Below are 17,979 nucleotides of genomic sequence, written 5' to 3'. Positions count from 1 at the left end.
ATAAGGTATTAATGATACAATTCACCTTCCGCCAGATCGATTACTTCGTTGCCACCGCCGAGCACGGCAATGTGAGCGCTGCGGCGCGGGCGCGGCACGTGGCGCAGCCGGCCATGTCGATGGCAATCGGCCAGCTGGAAACTTTGCTGGGCGAGAAACTGTTCCATCGCCGCGCCGGCCATGGCCTGACGCTGACCCCGGCCGGCCGCATCCTGCTCGACCAGGCGCGCGCCCTCCTGTCGCTTGCGACGCAGATGTCGAGCGCCGCCATTCCGCCGGCTGGTCCCTTGAAGGGGCGCCTGACGCTGGGCTGCTTCAAGGATCTCGCGCCCTATATCCTGCCGCGCCTGCTCGCCGGTTTCCGCAAGCTGCATCCGGATGCCATCGTCGATCTGTTCGAAGGCGATTTCACCGCCGTGCGCGAAAGCCTGGTCGGCGGCCGCAGCGAGCTGGCCGTCACCTATGAACTGGGCATCGAAGCCGATATCAAGCGCTGGGTACTGGCCGAACTGCCGCCTTATGCGCTGCTGCCGGCGACGCATCCCTTGGCCAGGCGCCGCAGTGTCTCGCTGGCGGCGCTGGCGAAGGAGAAGCTGATCCTTGAGGACATGGCCCAGTCGCGCGAGTATTTCATGTCGTTGTTCTGGGCCCATGGGCATCAGCCGCGGGTCAGCCAATACACCCAGACATTCGAGATGCAGCGCGGCCTGGTGGCCCATGGTGCAGGTGTGGCCCTGTCCTGCACACGCCCCGCTGGCGACCGCAGCTATGACGGTGTTGCCATCGCCTGCCGTCCGATCACGGAAAAGCTGGCGCCGCAGCGGGTCGTGCTGGCCCAATTGGACGCGGCCCGCCAATCGCCCTTGGCCGCCGCCTTCGTGGCCTTCGCACGCGAGAAGTAACGGATCGCATTGCCCTGTTCGGAAAGCTCATCCGGCGATGCTTGCCGCGATTTCGCCACCTGTATATACAGGTACAGTCAAGACAAGCGGAGCGGGATCATGGCGGCAGTGACGTTGGAACGGCGCGACAGTGCGCTCACCTACAAGCAGTTGGTTGCCGTTGCCCAGGGTGCGGCGCAGATCAGCATTGGCAGTGCGGCGATCGCCCAGCTCAAGAACGGCCGCGCGATTGTCGAGCGCATCATTGCCAGCGGCGAACGCGCCTATGGCATCAGCACCGGGCTTGGCGCGCTGTCCGAGATCATGCTGACCGGCGCACAGCAGGCGCAGCTGTCGCGCAACACACTGATGAGCCATGCCTGCGGCGTGGGCGTGCCGCTCTCCATCACGGCCACCCGGGCCATCATGGCATCGCTGATCAACGATCTGTGCCACGGCAAATCCGGCGTCAATGTCGCGGTGGTCAGTCAACTGGCGGCGCTGCTCAATCACAACATCACGCCGGTTGTGCCGTCCCAGGGGTCGGTCGGCTACATCGTTCATGGTGCCCATATCGGCCTCGCCCTGATCGGCATCGGCGATGTTGTCGTCGATGGCAAGCAGATGCCGGCCAATGAAGCGCTGAAGATGGCGGGCCTGCCACCCATCGAGCTTGGCGCGAAGGATGGCTTGTGCCTGGTCAACGGCACGCGCTGTCTGACAGGGCTCGCCTGCCTTGCCTTGGCCGAGGCCGAGCAGCTCGCCGATTGGGCCGATATCATAGGCGCCATGAGCTTCGAGGCCTTGAAGGGCCAGCTTGCCGCCTATGACGCAGCGGTGCTGGCGCTGAAGCCGCATCCGGGCCTCCTCCATGTCGGCAAGCGCTTGCGGGCGCTGCTGGCAGAGAGTGAGATCGTTGCCAAGTATCAGGGTTTCCGCACCCAGGATGCGCTCTCCATCCGCTCCATTCCGCAGATCCATGGCGCCACGCGCGACCAGATCGACCATGTCCGCCGCCAGATCGAGGTGGAACTGGGTTCGGCCACCGACAACCCGCTGGTGATCGGCACGCCTGACGATTACCGCGTCATCTCCAATGCGCATCCGCATGGGCAGAGCCTGGGCATGGCGATGGATCTCCTCACCATGGCGAGTGCGGAACTGGGTTCCGTCGCGGAACGTCGCCTGGACCGGTTGATCAACCCGGCGGTCAGCACCTTGCCGGCCTTCCTGGTGGCGGAAGGCGGCGTCAATTCCGGCATGATGATCGCGCAATATGCGGCAGCCTCATTGGCGGCCGAGAACAAGCTGCTCTCGCATCCTTATGTCACCGACAATTACATCACCTCGGCGCAGCAGGAGGACCACTTGAGCCTCGGCACGCCGTCGGCGCTGAAATGCCTGCAGGTCATCGCCAATACGCGGCACATCCTCGCCATCGAATATCTGCTGGCGGCCCAGGCGATGGAATTCTATCCGGGCTTGAAGCGCGGCCGCGGCACCGAGGCCGCCTATGCAATCTTGCGCCAGGAGATTGCGCCCTATAACGAGGACCGCTTCCTCTCGCCGGATATTGCATTGGTGGCAAAGCGCATGGGTGAGAGCGCCTGGGGCGAGACAGTGGCGGCGACTCTGCCGAAAGACCTCTTAGCGCGCCAGCGCCAGATCGGCGTTGGATACCCCTGTCGGCTGACCTTCGTCGCTGTCCGATTTCATCAGCTTGCGTTCGACGCTTTGCAAGTGGCGGCGCATCGCGCCGGCGGCGCGGTCCATGTCGCGATCCTCGATCGCCGCCACGATCGCCTCATGTTCGGCAAAACTGTGATGGTCGGGATCGGGCTTCACCTTGTTGGCACGTAAGCGCCCCCACACCACCGCGCGGCGCACGGCGTTCAAGGTGTCGAGCAAGGCCAGCAACAGCGAGTTCTGGCTGGACTCTGCCACCACGCGGTGGAGGCGGTTGTCCCACGCCTCATATTGCCGCCAGGTCTGCGCGTTCTTCATCTTGGCAAGGCAGGTGCGCATCTCGGCGATCTGGCCGGACGTCGCCATGAGAGCCGCGGCGCGCGTCACCTCCGGTTCCAGCAACAGGCGCGTGCGCATCACCTCGGTCGGATTGGTACGACGGGTGATGGCGGCGATGTCGGCCAGCGTGTCGATGGGGCGGCTGCCGACGAAGGTGCCCTTGCCGACATGGCGCCACAGCTGCCCCTCGCTTTCCAGCGTGGCGAGCGCTTTGCGCAGCTCAGCGCGGCTCACACCCAGCGTCAAAGCGAGGTCGCGTTCGGGCGGCAGGCGGCTGTCCGGCGGCAATTCCATCTGGGCGAGATAGGCCCGGAGCTGCGTGAGGGCGCCACCGTCTTCGGCAAGTCCTGAAGTCATCGGTCAAAACCAATTTGATGATTGGTTTGGCGAATATCCCCGAAACACGGCGGGCTTTCAAGCGATTTATCCGTGCCCAGTTGACTCTAAGTCAAAACCAAATATAACCAATCTGCAATTGGTTCAGAAAGAACCACCGCCAGCAAGGCGCCAAACCGTCCGTGGGAGGATGAAATGAAGACTCTATCGAAGAGATTCGCGGGTTTCGTCAGCGCAACAGCATTAGCGGTCGGGCTGATGATGTCGTCGGCTCAGGCCGAAACGCTCAAGATCGCCCTCGCCGAAACGCCATCTGACGAGATGGCCGCCTTCTTTGTGGCCCTGGACCGGGCCAAGGCCGCCGGCCTCGACTATGAATGGACGGCCTTTGCCGACGAAGAGCTGGCTATTCAGGCCGTGCTCAGCGGGCAGATGAATATCGGCTTCGGCACGCCCTATGCCATCATGCAGCGGTCGAAGGCGCCGGTCAGGATCGTGTTCCAGCTCTCGAAGCTGAAGTTCTTCCCGGTCACGACCATGAAATACAAGACGCTGAAGGATCTGAACGGCGAGCCCATCATGCTGCATTCGCGCGGCGGCGGCACCGATTCCATTGCCAACGTCATTGAAGAACGCGAAGGCATCAAGTTCGGCGAACGCTCCTATGTGCCGGGTTCCGGCAATCGCGTCGCAGCACTGCTGGCCGGCCAGGGCGAAGCGACCATTCTCGACATCTCCAACAAGAACAAGATCGTCAAGGAAGCTCCGGACAAGTTCCACTCCCTGCCAATGTTCGATGTCGATGCCAGCGACGAGGCCCTGTTCGCCAATCTCGATTGGATCAAGTCGAACGAAGAACAGGTGAACATCTTCGTAAAGGCCCTGGTCAGCGTCTGGCAGGACATGGCGAAGGATCCGACCATCATTCGCCGCGAAACCAACCCGGAAGGTCCCATCGGCCAGCTGCCCAAGGAAGTCCTCGATGAACTGGATGGCTTCTACGCGGAAGCCGTCGAAGGCGGTCTCTATGACCCCAATGGCGGCGGCCGGAAGGCGGCGACGGCGGATCTGGAGTGGTATACCCGCGCCGGCCAGCTTGAGGGCGATCCGAAGACGCTCAACATCGATGACTTCTGGTACTTCGCGCCGCTCGACGCGGCATTGAAGTAGGCAACGGACGGCGGCCATGCCGGCAGTCCGCCGGATGGCCGCCGTTATTTCCAGACGGCAAAGTTGGCTCGCGCATGAAACACAGACCACTGCTCCTCAAGCTCCTCTCTGCGCTCATCGTGTTCGGGGCGTGGGAGATTGCGGGCAGAATTCCGGTAAGCTTCGCCTTCCCGACATTTCTCGAAGCGATGCAGGCCCTCCTCGCGATGACGCTGGACGGCAGGATCTTCGTCGCATATGGCGAGACCCTGAAGCCCCTGGTCGTCGGCATAGCTATCTCGGCCGTCTTCGGCATCGGCCTTGGACTCTGGATTGGCCTCAGCCAGCGCTTCGACTGGCTATTCTCGCCGGTTTTCATCGTCATGCAGGCAGCACCCTTGGCCGCCCTCATTCCGCTGCTGGTGATGGCTTACGGCATCGGCCTCACGTCAAAGGTCTTCGTCGTCTGCATCATGGCGATGCCGGTGATCGTATTGAACACCAGCGGCGCGGTCCGCAACACCCCGGCCTCGATCAAGGAGATGGCGACCTCATTTCTGGCAAGCGATCGGGACGTCATTCTCAAGATCATCATTCCCGCCGCGTCGCCGGTCATTTTCTCAGGCTTGCGGTTGGGCATTTCGGCGGGGTTCATCGGGGCCATTCTGGCCGAATTGAAGATCACCCCGACAGGTGTCGGCGACATCATCACCTATAGCCGCTCGATCGCTGACTACCCCAGCATGTATGCGGCGATTTTCTCGATCATCGCGCTGGCGGTCGTGTTTCTGAACGTGCTTGAGCGATTTGAAAACTTCTTGTTTGCAGGAAACAACCGTGGCTATGCATCAGATTGAAAAGTCCTACGACAACCTGCAGGTCGTCGCTCCCGAGAGTGCCGTGTCCGTGCGCAATGTGTCCAAGGGATACGGCAAGGTCGAAGCCTTGCGCGATTTGTCGCTGGAGTTTCCGCGCGGCCAGTTGACATCGCTGCTCGGGCCATCCGGTTGCGGCAAGACGACGCTTCTCAAAATCATCGCCGGCCTGCTCAAGGCGGATTCGGGCGATGTCGAGGTCAATGGCGTCAAGGTCGCAGGACCTGGCCCGGACCGGGCCTTCGTCTTCCAGGATTTCGCCCTGCTGCCCTGGGCCAATGTCATGCGCAATGTCGCCTTTGGCCTGGAGCTGCGCGGGACCGCGAAATCGGAACGTGAGGCGATTGCCGAAAAATACATCAAGAATGTGGGCCTCGCCGGATTTGAGAAGAGCTATCCCCATGAACTCTCGGGCGGCATGCGTCAGCGGGTCGGTCTGGCACGCGCGTTGTCCGTGGATGCACAGGTCCTGTTGCTGGATGAACCCTTCTCGGCGGTCGACGAGCAGAACCGCCGTAAGTTCCAGGAAGACATGCTGGAACTGGTCCAAAAGGAGAAGAAGACCTTCATATTCGTGACCCATTCCATTGAGGAAGCGGTCTATGTGTCCGATCAGATCGCGGTCCTGCTGCCGCGCCCGAGTCGCGTCTCGGAAGTGATCCGACCCTCGAGCTTTCGCCACAAGGACGCTGCCAACATCCGCCGGGACCCGGAATATCTGGACATCATTGACCGGATCTGGGCGTCGCTGCGCAATTACGTCGAGTAGAGGACGAGATGACAGCATTCGGACTAAGGCTGCCAGCGATGTCGTCGCTCGTCATCTGGGCGCTGCTGTGGGAAATCATCGGCCGTGTCGATTTGACCTTCTTCATCCCACCACTTTCCCACGTCATCGTCACGCTGTTTGACATCATCGGTACCCCGGCCTTTCTGAAGGCATTGTCAGAAACCGCCTATGCCTTCTTCGGCGGTGTGGTCGCATCGATCGTGATCGGCATTCCGGTCGGCATCCTGATCGGCAAGAGCCGGCTGCTCGATGAAATGATCCTGCCCTGGGTCAACATCTTCCTCAGCGCACCGCTGACGGCGCTGGTGCCCGTGCTCATGGTCCTCTTCGGCTTTGGCATGACGTCGATCATCATTACGACGACGCTGTTTGCGATCTGGATCATCATCCTGAACACGCGGGCGGGCGTCATGCAGATCAACCGCTCGATGGTCGAGATGGCCCGCAGCTTCGGTGCCAAGCCGCTGGAAGCCTTCTTCAAGATCTATTTCTGGGCGGCCTTGCCGGAAATTCTGGGCGGCGTGCGCATCGGTGTTATCCGTGCGGTGAAGGGCGTCATCATCGGGCAGTTGCTGATCTCGATCGTCGGCTTCGGAGCCCTGTTCGAGCTCTATTCCTCGAACTTCCTGATGACACATTTCTGGGCCGTGCTGGTGGTCCTGTTCGCCATGGCGTTCTCCATCTCGGAAGTTCTCGCCTATCTCGAGCGCCGCGTCGCCTATTACGCGGCGAAGCGATAGCAGGCGCCGCCCGATGATTATGTCGAAATCCACGTTCAATAGCATGCAGGAGTAAGAAGATGACCGCGATGAACCCCAATGTGAGCTATGCCTTTCCGCCCCACGCGGTCCCGCATCTCCCGATCCGCAACTCAACCAAGGTGTTCCCGGTGCACCGGATATATTGCGTGGGGCGCAACTATGCCGACCACGCCATCGAGATGGGCCATGATCCCAACCGCGAAGCGCCGTTCTTTTTCCAGAAGAACCCCGACACGCTGGTGCTCTCGGGCGGTGTGTTCCCCTATCCGGACAAATCCAACGACGTGCATCACGAGTTGGAAATGGTCATCGCGCTGAAATCCGGCGGCAAGGACATTCCGATCGAGAAGGCGCTGGATCATATTTTGGGCTACGGCGTCGGTCTCGACATGGCGCGGGGCGAGCTGCAGGGTGAGGCCAAGAAGGCCGGCCGTCCCTGGGGAGTTGGCAGGGCGGTTGAATATTCGGCGCCGTGCTCGGAACTGGTGCTGGCGAGCGAAATCGGCCACCCGGCCAAGGGTGCTGTGACGCTCAAGGTCAACGGGGCGGTGAAGCAGAAGGGCGATCTCGACCAGCTGATCTGGAAAGTGCCGGAGATGATCTCCTACCTCTCGGGCCTGTTCGACCTGAAAGCCGGCGACCTCATCTATACCGGCACCCCGGCCGGTGTCGGCCCCGTCGTGCGCGGCGACGAGATGCTCGGCACGGTCGAGGGCATTGGCGAAATCAAGATCAAGGTCGGGTAAGGCGATTGTTTGCCTCTCCCCCGCCGACGCATGTCGGCCGTCGCAGACGGACGGGAGAGGCGGCGAGCGGAGCGAGCGGTGAGGGGGTGGCGGTAACGAGCGCGTTGATGCACCCCCTCACCCCGACCCTCTCCCGCGAGGGGAGAGGGGGCGTGCATCACCGGCAACTCCCGTGCATTTTAATCGGCGTGCTGTCCGAGTAGTCTGAGGTCCCCCTTGTTCGATATGACTCCCACCGAAATGGCGCTGCTCATTGCGGCGCTGGCGGCGGTCGGTTGCCTGTCCGGCTTCCTCGCCGGCCTGCTCGGCGTCGGTGGCGGCATCGTCATCGTACCGGCGCTGTTCTACGTGTTCGATTTTCTTGATATTGATGAGAGCGTGCGGGCGCATCTGGCGGTCGGCACGTCGCTCGCCACCATCATCCCCACCTCCATCATCTCGCTGCGCGCGCATCACAAACGTAACTCGGTCGATACCGGCCTGCTCAAAAGCTGGGCGCCCGCTGTCGCCATCGGCGTTCTCATCGGCGTCATCATCGCGGCCTGGATCGACGGCGCGGCGCTCACCGGCATCTTCGGGGCGGTGGCGCTCATTGTCTGTGCGCATATGATGTTCACGCCGGAAGGGGCGCGCCTGCGCGACGATCTCCCGCGCCAGCCCTGGCGCAGTCTCATTGCCGTCGTGATCGGCACGCTCTCGACCCTGATGGGCATCGGCGGCGGGACACTCTCAGTCCCCATCCTCTCGCTGTTCAACTTCCCGCTCCGCCGCGCCATCGGCACGGCGGCGGCGATCGGCCTTATCATCGCTGTGCCCGGCACCGTCGGGTTCGCGATCAACGGCTGGCAGGCAGAAGGCTTGCCGCCCTTCTCGCTGGGCTATGTCAGCCTGATCGGCTTTGCCGCGATCGTGCCCAGTTCGCTCCTGCTCGCCCCCTGGGGCGCCGTGCCGCCCATACCATGAAGGTCGGCCTCCTGCGCAAAGCCTTCGCACTCTTCCTCGGCGCCACCGGTGTCAAAATGTGTCTGACCCTCCTCGGCTGAAAGCTGCGCAGGGAATCCGACTTCTGCCCGTGCTATCTTGGCATTGCTCGCGCCGCCGACAGGCCGCCAGATGACGATCCGTTCCGGTCGTCCAGCCAATTCTGTCACGCGATCAATGGGTTGGGTTTGACCCAGGATCATCTGACACCGGAACATCATGACCGTTACCCCAGAGTCTCGAACCATCCGCCCCGGCAAGCCGCTGGACAGCACCAGCCGTGCCGACCCGATTCTGAACGCCGGTTTCACGCCGGGTGTTCACGCGCCGCGCATCCGGCGCAGGCCTGCGCGCTGGCCCTGGGTGGTCCTTGCGCTGCTCGTGCTCAGTGCCGGCGGTGGCACCTATTGGTTCATGAACCGCGAAAAAGCCGCGCCCGGCAGCCAGTACATTCTTGCCGACGTCGCGGTAGGCGACGTTACGGATACGGTCTCTGCGGTCGGCGAAATCGAGCCACGCGACTATGTCGATGTCGGCGCCCAAGTCTCCGGGCAGATCGTGAATCTCCCGGTCGATGTCGGCGACGAGGTGGAAAAAGGCGCACTCCTGGCCGAGCTCGACGCTGCCGTCCTGAAATCCCAGGTCGCCGCCAACCAGGCGCAATTGCTTAATCTCCGCGCTCAGCTTGACGAGCGCCAGGCGCAGCTTCAGCTCGCAAGCGAACAATTCAAGCGCGAGTCCGGCCTGATGGCTGCGGACGCGACCAGCCAGGATGCGCTGGACACGGCGGATGCCAATCTCCGTGCCGCCAAGGCCCAGATCGCCGCTATCAAGGCGCAGATCCAGCAGACCCAGTCCGAGCTTGAGGGTGACGAGGCCAATCTCGGTTACACCCGCATCTTCGCGCCCATGTCGGGTACGGTGGTGAGCCTGGATGCGCGTCTCGGCCAGACCTTGAACGCCAATCAATCGGCGCCGCTCCTGATGCGGATCGCCGATCTCAACACGATGACCGTGAAAGCCCAGGTGTCGGAGGCGGATATTTCGCGTCTTGATCTCGGCATGGTTGCGACCTTCACCACGCTCGGCCAGCCGGAACGCAATTGGAGCGGCGTGCTGCACCAGATATTGCCAACACCTGAAGAGGTAAACGGCGTCATCCTCTATAACGCGCTGTTCGACGTCGCCAATCCCGATCAGCGCCTGATGACGCAGATGAGCGCCCAGGTCACCTTCATGGTGGCGGAAGCCAAGAACGCGATCACCGTGCCCAGCGTCGCTTTGCGCTCGGGACCTGACAAGACCCATCAGGTGCTCCTCGCCCAGGCCGACGGCAGTTTCGCACCACGCGATGTGAAGATCGGTGTCAAGAACCGCAGTGTCGCCGAAGTGCTGGAAGGCCTGGCGCCCGGCGACAGGGTGGTGGTCGGCCAGCGCAACAGCGAGGAAGCCGCCGCCCCCGGCGGCAACCGCAGCGCGTTGCGGGGCTTTCCGTGATGAAGCTCCCTATCACCGTCATCCCCGCATTTGGTGCGGGGATCCACGACTTTCTCTATCGCACTCGCAAACTCGTGGATGCCCGGGCCAAGCCCGGGCATGACGGTCGAGAATTTCGAACATGAACATTGCTCGCCTTCCCGAAGAAGCGCTACCGCAGCTGGGCGTAACGCCGCTCATCGACATCCGCGATGTGCGCAAGACCTATGTCACCGGCGGCGGCTATGCGGTGGAGGTGCTGCATGGCGTCTCACTCGCCATCCATCGGGGCGAATTCGTCGCCATCATGGGTGCGTCGGGTTCCGGCAAGTCGACGCTCGTGAACATCCTTGGCTGTCTCGATCAGCCGAGTTCCGGCAGCTATGCCTTCGGCGGGCGTAACACCGCCGACCTCGACCGCGACGAATTGGCCGAACTGCGCCGCGACGCCTTCGGCTTCGTGTTCCAGAGCTACAACCTCATCGGCACCGCGACCGCGCTGGAGAATGTCGAGATCCCCGGCATCTATGCGGGCCTTGCGCGAGTCGACCGGCATGAACGCGCCGAGATGCTGCTCACCGGTCTGGGCCTCGCCGACCGTCTCGATCACCGGCAGATGCAGCTCTCCGGCGGCCAGCAGCAGCGCGTCTCCATCGCCCGGGCGCTGATGAACGGCGGACGCATCATCCTCGCCGACGAACCGACCGGCGCGCTTGATAGTCGCTCCGGTGCCGAGGTGATGGCCCTGCTGCGGCAATTGGCCGACGCCGGTCATACCATCATCCTGGTGACCCATGATCATGACGTCGCGGCCCATGCCGACCGGCTCATCGAAATCGCCGATGGTGTCATTTCATCCGACAGCGGCACCCGTGATCTCGCCAGTCTCCCTGCGACCAGCGGCGATTTTGCGCTGGCCGGCACCGGCCGGATCGGTCTTCTCGCCGATGCCTGCGAGGCCGCCAAGATGGCGCTTCGCGCGCTCCGCCGCAACCTGCTGCGCACGATCCTCACCCTGCTCGGCATCGTCATCGGCGTGGGCTCGGTCGTCGCCATGATGGCGGTGGGCGAGGGCGCCAAGCAGGACGTGATGGCGCGCATCAATGCCATGGGCTCCAACCAGCTTGTCATCCGCCCGGGCATGCCGAACCAGCGCGGCCCCTCGGCCGCCGGCGTCACCTCGCTGGTGGCGGCCGATGCCGATGCGATCGAGACACTTTCCAACATCCGTGCCGCGGTGCCGGAAATGAATGGCAGCGTCACCCTGCGCTATGGTAATGCCGATTACCTGACCCAGGTCACCGGCACCAATGACGGCCTGCCGATCATCCGCGACTGGAAGATGGCGCAAGGCACCTTCTTCACAGATGAAGACGTGACCGCGATCGCTGCCGTCGCCGTTCTGGGCCAGACGGTGGTGAAGAACCTCTTCCCCGTTGGCGTCGAACCGGTGGGGCAGGTGGTGCTCATCAGCAATGTGCCGTTCCAGGTCATCGGCGTGATGGCGCCCAAGGGTGCCGCCGCCTTCGGCCAGGATATGGACGACAATGTCTTCGTGCCGCTGAGCACGGCCAGTCTGCGCCTGTTCGGCCAGACCAAATTGCGCTCGATCACCGTGTCGGTCGCCGATGAATCGATGATGGAGGATTCGCAGGCCAAGATCACGGCACTGCTCATCGACCGCCACCGGCTGGAAGACTTCCAGGTGCGCAACATGGCGGCGATCGTCGAGGCGGCGACCGCCACCGCGGGCACCATGACCATCCTGCTGGGCTCGATCGCCGCCATCTCGCTGGTGGTGGGCGGCATCGGCGTCATGAACATCATGTTGGTGAGCGTCACCGAACGCACGCGGGAGATCGGCATCCGCATGGCGACCGGCGCCCGCACACGCAACATCCTGCAGCAATTCCTGGTGGAGGCGGTGATCGTCTCGGCGCTCGGCGGCCTCATCGGTGTGGCGCTCGGCATCATCGCCGCCATCATCATCGGCGCCTTCGGCATGAGCATCCAGTTTTCCGTGCCGACCATCGTGCTGGCCTTTGCCTGCGCCGCCGCCGTGGGCCTCGTCTTCGGCATGGCGCCCGCGATCAAGGCCGCCCGCATGAATCCGGTCAAAGCACTGGCCAGCGAATGAGAACAACGATGCGTCTCCTATCCGTCCTGCTCGCCTCGACCCTGCTGCTCGCCGGCTGCGATCTGCTCGCCGATCCGACCGAGCCGCCGATCAAGACGCCGGTCGCCTGGGTGGCACCGGTGCCCGCCACAGCCGAGATCTGGCCGGCCGCCGATTGGTGGCGCCGCTTCGGCAGTCCCGAACTCGACAGCCTCATTCTCGCCGCCAAGGCCGACAATCTCGACATCGGCATGGCCGCCGCCCGGGTCGAACAGGCGGAGGCACAAATGCGCTCGACGTCGTCCAGCCTTTGGCCGCAGCTTTCCCTGGGTGCGGATGTCTCGCGCAATGGCCCACTTGATGAGAGTGCCGCCGCCAAGGAACGCAATTCCGGCAGCAGCGGCAACAGCAACGGCAGTTCAAGCGGCAGCAGCGGCTCGTCGCTGCATACCGAATCCTACGGCCTCTCGCTCTCGGCCTCCTATGAGGTCGATTTCTGGGGCCGCAACCGCGCCAACCGGACGGCAGCACAGGAATCGCTCCGCGCCAGCGAATACGACCAGCAAACCGTGGCGCTGACCGCGACCACCGCGGTCGCCACCACCTATCTGCAGATCCTGTCTTTGCGCGATCAGATCGCCATCGCCGACAACAACCTCGCCAATGCCCGCGACGTGCTGCGCGTGGTGGAGGCGAAGGCGCGGCTGGGCGCGGTGTCGCCAGCGGATCTCGCACAGCAGACCGGCGTGGTGGCGGCGCAGGAAGCAGTTCTGGCCCCACTCATCCAGCAGGAGCGCGAAAGCCTCAATGCGCTGGCTGTGTTGCTTGGGCGCAACCCGGAAGACCTCAAGATCATGGGCAGGTCCCTCACGGAACTCCCGGTCCCGCCGATTACCAGCGGCATCCCCTCCGCCCTGCTGCAACGCCGGCCGGACATCGCCCAGGCCGAGGCCAATCTCGCCGCAGCGGACGCCAATGTCGTGGCGGCGCGGGCTGCCATGCTGCCCAGTGTCGATCTCTCCGGCGCGCTCAGCCTGGAGACCGCGGTGCTCTCCACGTTGTTCGGGCCGGCCGGCGCCGCTTACAGCGTTGCCGGCAGCATCATGCAGCCGATCTTCGATGGCGGAAAACTGGCGGCGGATGCCGATCTTACTGAGGCGCAGCGCAAGGAACTGATCCTCAGCTACCGCAGCGTCATCATCACGGCGTTTTCGGAGGTCGAGAATGCGCTGGGCGCCGTCGATGCGCTGGATGAGCAGTATCGCCTGCAGCAGGTCCAGGTCGAGCAGGCCGACATCGCCTTCCGCATCGTCAGCGCGCGCTACAAGGGCGGTACCGACGACCTCATCACCCTCCTTGACGCGCAACGCACCCTGTTCGACGCCCAGGATGCGCTGAGCCAGATCAAACTGCAGCAACTCCAGGCCATCGTCACCCTCTACAAGGCACTGGGTGGCGGCTGGCAAGACCAGAAGGCAGCCGCTGGCTGAAACCCGCCTGATAAGTTTATTGCGACTAATTCGCATTATCGATAGATTGCGGCCACCTCACCCGGTGGAGAAGTCCGGCCGCACCTATGATCGATTTCGACAACCTTTTTCGCATATATGCCAAGGACTTGCGCCTGTTCCTGACGCGCCGCGTCGCGAGCCAGGAGGCAGCGGCAGACCTGGCACAGGAAGCGTTCTATCGGGTGATGCGCTCGGATCACGCCCCGGATGCCGTCGACGCCAGGGCGTATCTCTTCCGCACGGCAGCCAATCTCGCCATCGATCACAACCGCCACCGTCGCCGCCAGCAGACCAGCACCGGCGAGGAACAGGCGATCGCGGATTTTGCCGATCCACAGCCCTCGGCCGAGCGCAGCGCTTTATCGCGCGAGGAACTCCGGGTCCTGGAACAGGCGATCGCCAGCCTGCCACCGCGTGGACGAGAGGTGTTCCTGCTCCACAAGATCGACCAGTTGAGCTATGCCGAGATCGCCACGCGCCTCGGAATTGCGAAGAATACCGTGGTGGTTCATATGGTGCGTTCGCTGGCCCATTGCCGTGCGGCGCTGCTGCGGCATCGGGGCAATGGCAGCTAGGCAAAATTTTTTCCCACCTGGAGTAATCGGATCTCGTCCCCATTCGTCTATTAGGGACAAGGGAACATCATCGGCAGGACCAGTATGGCGCGCGCCCATCCCACCGACACGGCCGCCACGGCGGACGAGGCCGCGACCTGGTTTGCGCGCCTGCGCGATCCGGCCTTGTCGGATGCCGAGCGCGTCGCCTTCGCCGACTGGCTCCAGCAGCAGCCGGATCATGCTGCGGCGATGCAGGAGATGGGCGCCATCTGGGACAGCCTCAACACGCTGCCTGATCCGCGCCGAACCGAGATAGCCCCTGCGCCGCAGCGAGTTTTAAGCCGTCGTCATGTGCTTGTGGGCGCTGGTCTTTCCGCCTTGGCGGGCGCAGTCGGCTGGAGCCAATGGCGCATCGGCGATGTTGCGACCGAGCGGGGCGAACACCGGCGCGTGATTTTCGCGGCAAATGCCTCGCTCGAACTCGACAGCCTCTCCGCCATCGATATGGCGCCCGGCGAACCGCATCCCATGGCTGAGCTGCGCAAGGGCCAGATGTTTGTGACGACCGAGCGTGCGGCCGGCGCGGAAGTAATCCTGCGTCTGCCCTTTGGCAGGGTGCAGGCCGCAACAGCCAGCTTCAACCTGAAGCTGGAGCGGCGGCGCGCCTTGGTGGCGGTGGAGTCCGGCCGCGTTCTGGTCAGGCGGCAGAGCGGCGGCGCGCTGGAAATGGGGCCGAATACCGAGCTTGCCCTTGGCCCCGTCCTGGTCGAGCAACCCCGTGTGTTGCCGGCCTATCGCATCGCCCCCTGGCGCGACGGGTGGCTGATCTTCGACCGTGCCCTGCTGGTCGATGTCGTCGATGACATCAACCGCCATCGTGCCGGCCGTGTCCTGATCGGCGACCCGCGGCTCGACGATTTGCTGGTGACTGGCACCTTCAAATCCGATGGCGGAGACGCGGCACTGCTGGCCATCGCCGAGACCTTCTCTTTGAAATCGTTGAATTTTGGGTCTGCCCTCACGGTCCTTATCAGCGCCTGACGGGTCGCCTCCGGCCAGCGACCGTGTCCGACCGAAAGAATCTTAAGAATCTTTGTAATGGTCCTGCCAGTCGCAGTCGTCCTAGAGGTCGTGATGCAAATGCGAATAATTCGCGTTTGTAGGGGAAGCCGGCCAATAGCCGGTCCGTGGGATGGGGCGACGAACAATGTATCAAGATGGGCGGGCGCGTGGGGCTGCGCACAAATCGGCGCGGGCGCGCGGGGGCAAGTTCAACCTCAATGTGGCGATGTTGCTGGGGGGGGCGGCGATCGCCGGGTCGGGGCACGCACAGGCGGAGGAGGCAACGCCGGGCACTGACTGGCAGAAGCGCCTGAGCGAGATTTCCAGCGGCGATGCCCTGCGGATGGACACTTTCGTGACGCAGGTGGCGCAGTCAGGTGGCGTGGTCGAATTCAACATCCCCGCCCAACCACTCGGCCAGGCGTTGATTGCTTTCTCGGAAGCGACCGGCATTGCCGTCATCGCGGATGCGGCCCTCATCGCCGACCTCAATTCGGCGCCGCTCAGCGGTGCGCTGGCACCGGATCAGGCGCTCGCGGCGTTGCTCGCGGGGACCGGCCTTGCCTATCGGCAGACAGCCGACAATACCGTGACCCTGGAGCGCAGCACGGCGGCCAACGGCGAGTTGGCGCCGCTTTCGGTGGAGGACAGCGCTGAAGCCGCCCCGCCATTGAGCGAGGGCTACCAGCCGCTGCGCATCGGTTCCAACAAATACACCCAGCCATTGCTGGATACGCCGCAGACCATCGTCGTCGTCCCACAGAAGGTGTTGAAGGATCGCGGTCAGAGCTCGCTGCGCGATGCCATCAAGAACGTGCCGGGCGTCACCGTGGCGTCGGGCGAGGGCGGTACCCGCGGCAACACCTTCCGCATCCGCGGTTTCGAAGCCAATCGCAGCGACAATTCGGTGGACGGCCTGCGCGACAACACCAGCAGCAGCTTCCGCGACGTCTACAATATCGAACAGATCGAGGTGACCAAGGGACCGTCCTCGGTCACCGCCGGCCGCGGATCGATCAGTGGCGGCATCAACCAGGTGACCAAGACGCCGGGGCTGGAGAGCTTCTATGCGGGTTCCGCGCAGGTCGGTACCGACGATACACGCCGTGTCACCATCGACGTCAACCAGGTGGCGCCGGAGGAATATGCCGAAGGTATGGCCTTTCGGGTCAATGGTGTGTGGCACCACAACGAAGTGGCCGAGCGCGACGTCACCGAAAGCAACCGCTGGGGATTTGCACCGTCGCTCGCAATCGGCCTCGGTACGCCGCTCGAAGTGACCCTGGGTTACGAGCATTTCGAAGCGAGCAGTGTGCCCGACTATGGCATTCCGACCAAAGCCAGCAACAACATCGACAATGATTTCGATCGGAACAATTTCTATCACATCGCGGACGTGGCGACCGAGGATACCAATTCCGACATCATCACGGCGCGCGCCAAGTGGGAAGCCGACGACTGGTTGACCTTCAACAACATCCTCCGGGTGCAATGGGACGATTTCTATGGCATCGCCGGCCATGTTCGCACCGACAGCAGTGGCGTGACCTTTCCGACGGTCAACGTGAACCACGGGCTGCGCACCTATGACAATTTCACGATCAACAACCAGACGACGGCGACCGCGGAGTTCACCACCACCGAGTATATCGATCACGCGCTCGTTCTCGGCATCGACTACAGCCTGGAGCAGCGTGATACCAAGACCTACTCGTCGGTCGCATCGAACACGGATTTTTTTGATCCGGATCCGGACCGCGATCTCGCCGACGCCTCGGCGCCGGCCAGCCAGATCGGCTATCAGGGCGATACCGTTGCCGTCTACGGCTTCGAGACGATGAACCTCCTGGACACGGTCGAGCTCAGCGGTGGCGTCCGCTATGAAATGTTCGACGCTTCCCAAACAACGCACACTGTTTCGACCGGCGCCACCACCCATTTCGAGCAGAGCGACAACATGCTGAGCTGGAAGGCCGGCATCAACTACAAGCCGGTTCCCTATGGCAGCATCTACGCAGCCTATGGCACGTCGTTCACGCCGCTGGCGGCCGATGTCGCCATTACCTCGGACGGTGCCGGCGCCGACCCTGAGGAATCGGTCTCCTACGAAATCGGCACCAAGTGGAACCTGTTCGAGGAAAGGCTGATGCTGAGCGCAGCCTTGTTCCGCACCGATCGCGATGGCGTCCGGCAGAACCGGGGCACGGCCGCAGAACCCGACTATGTCCTCCTCGGCAAGCAGCGCGTCGAAGGCGTCGAACTGGGCGTCGCCGGCAACATCACCGATGAGTGGGCGGTTTTCGCCGGCTACACCTACATGCAGGACAAGATCCTGGAAGAGGGACCGACGGCCGCCACCGATGGCGCGACCTTCCGCAACGTCCCCAAACATTCGATGTCGTTCTGGACCACCTATGCGCTGCCCTGGGACGTCGATCTCGGCGCCGGCGTCACCTATATGAGCAGCCGTCGCTATCGTTTCGGCAATCAGTCGGAATCAAAGATCGACGATTACATACTGGTCGATGCCATGGCGACCTATCACCTGACCGAGAACATCGACATCCAGGTCAACGTCAACAACATCTTCAACGAGTTCTATATCGAACAGGTCGGTGGTGGTTTCCAGACCCCCGGCCCGGGACGCACTGCCTTGCTCACGACCAGCTTCCAGTTCTGATTGGGGGCGCCAGTTCTGATTGGGAGCGACTGA

Annotated in this window: 13 protein-coding genes and 2 pseudogenes; 14 read left to right on the top strand and 1 reads right to left on the bottom strand. The window is 63.1% G+C overall.

Annotation, left to right across the window (positions count from 1 at the left end):
* Positions 1–11 precede the first annotated feature (11 nt).
* Both IPK59_21525 and IPK59_21520 read left to right on the top strand, forming a co-directional pair.
* Positions 12–902 (top strand): LysR family transcriptional regulator, encoded by an 891-nt coding sequence (locus IPK59_21525; GenBank protein ID MBK8161217.1) that lies wholly within the window; start codon positions 12–14, stop codon positions 900–902.
* Between the two features lie 99 nt (positions 903–1,001).
* A pseudogene (locus IPK59_21520) lies at positions 1,002–2,459 on the top strand (histidine ammonia-lyase).
* Between the two features lie 69 nt (positions 2,460–2,528).
* Here the strand turns inward: IPK59_21520 and IPK59_21515 are convergent.
* On the bottom strand, positions 2,529–3,263 hold the full coding sequence (locus IPK59_21515) for a FadR family transcriptional regulator (GenBank protein MBK8161216.1): 735 nt from the start codon (positions 3,261–3,263) through the stop codon (positions 2,529–2,531).
* 174 nt (positions 3,264–3,437) lie between these two features.
* On the opposite strand from IPK59_21515, the gene IPK59_21510 reads away from it, so the two are divergent.
* From IPK59_21510 to IPK59_21455, 12 genes and pseudogenes are all read left to right on the top strand, one after another.
* Positions 3,438–4,412, top strand: coding sequence for an ABC transporter substrate-binding protein (locus IPK59_21510; GenBank protein MBK8161215.1), 975 nt, complete (start codon positions 3,438–3,440; stop codon positions 4,410–4,412).
* 74 nt (positions 4,413–4,486) lie between these two features.
* A complete protein-coding gene (locus tag IPK59_21505) occupies positions 4,487–5,248 on the top strand; it encodes an ABC transporter permease subunit (protein ID MBK8161214.1) in 762 nt (253 codons plus the stop codon).
* Positions 5,235–6,035, top strand: coding sequence for an ABC transporter ATP-binding protein (locus IPK59_21500; protein MBK8161213.1), 801 nt, complete (start codon positions 5,235–5,237; stop codon positions 6,033–6,035). The genes IPK59_21505 and IPK59_21500 overlap by 14 nt, the downstream gene beginning before the upstream one ends.
* 8 nt (positions 6,036–6,043) lie before the next feature.
* Positions 6,044–6,796 (top strand): ABC transporter permease subunit, encoded by a 753-nt coding sequence (locus IPK59_21495; GenBank protein MBK8161212.1) that lies wholly within the window; start codon positions 6,044–6,046, stop codon positions 6,794–6,796.
* 68 nt (positions 6,797–6,864) lie between these two features.
* Positions 6,865–7,563: a fumarylacetoacetate hydrolase family protein gene (locus tag IPK59_21490; protein MBK8161211.1), complete on the top strand. Its 699-nt coding sequence runs from the start codon at positions 6,865–6,867 to the stop codon at positions 7,561–7,563.
* Between the two features lie 225 nt (positions 7,564–7,788).
* Positions 7,789–8,606, top strand: a pseudogene (locus IPK59_21485) (sulfite exporter TauE/SafE family protein).
* 157 nt (positions 8,607–8,763) lie between these two features.
* Positions 8,764–10,041, top strand: coding sequence for an efflux RND transporter periplasmic adaptor subunit (locus IPK59_21480; GenBank protein ID MBK8161210.1), 1,278 nt, complete (start codon positions 8,764–8,766; stop codon positions 10,039–10,041).
* 121 nt (positions 10,042–10,162) lie between these two features.
* The gene (gene macB / locus IPK59_21475) at positions 10,163–12,157 is read left to right on the top strand and encodes a MacB family efflux pump subunit (GenBank protein MBK8161209.1); all 1,995 of its coding nucleotides are present in this window, start codon (positions 10,163–10,165) and stop codon (positions 12,155–12,157) included.
* A gap of 8 nt (positions 12,158–12,165) precedes the next feature.
* Positions 12,166–13,626 (top strand): efflux transporter outer membrane subunit, encoded by a 1,461-nt coding sequence (locus tag IPK59_21470; protein MBK8161208.1) that lies wholly within the window; start codon positions 12,166–12,168, stop codon positions 13,624–13,626.
* An 86-nt stretch (positions 13,627–13,712) separates the two neighbouring features.
* Positions 13,713–14,222 carry an RNA polymerase sigma factor gene (locus IPK59_21465; protein ID MBK8161207.1) on the top strand — a complete coding sequence of 170 codons (510 nt, stop codon included), beginning with the start codon at positions 13,713–13,715 and terminating at the stop codon, positions 14,220–14,222.
* A gap of 84 nt (positions 14,223–14,306) precedes the next feature.
* The gene (locus IPK59_21460; GenBank protein ID MBK8161206.1) at positions 14,307–15,245 is read left to right on the top strand and encodes a DUF4880 domain-containing protein; all 939 of its coding nucleotides are present in this window, start codon (positions 14,307–14,309) and stop codon (positions 15,243–15,245) included.
* Between the two features lie 166 nt (positions 15,246–15,411).
* Positions 15,412–17,946 (top strand): TonB-dependent siderophore receptor, encoded by a 2,535-nt coding sequence (locus IPK59_21455; protein ID MBK8161205.1) that lies wholly within the window; start codon positions 15,412–15,414, stop codon positions 17,944–17,946.
* The last annotated feature ends 33 nt before the right edge of the window (positions 17,947–17,979 follow it).

The sequence above is a fragment of the Rhodospirillaceae bacterium genome, assembly GCA_016712715.1.
Lineage (GTDB): Bacteria > Pseudomonadota > Alphaproteobacteria > Dongiales > Dongiaceae > Dongia.
Note: the sequence above shows the minus strand (reverse complement) of the source record. Positions and strands in the feature narration are given on the sequence as shown.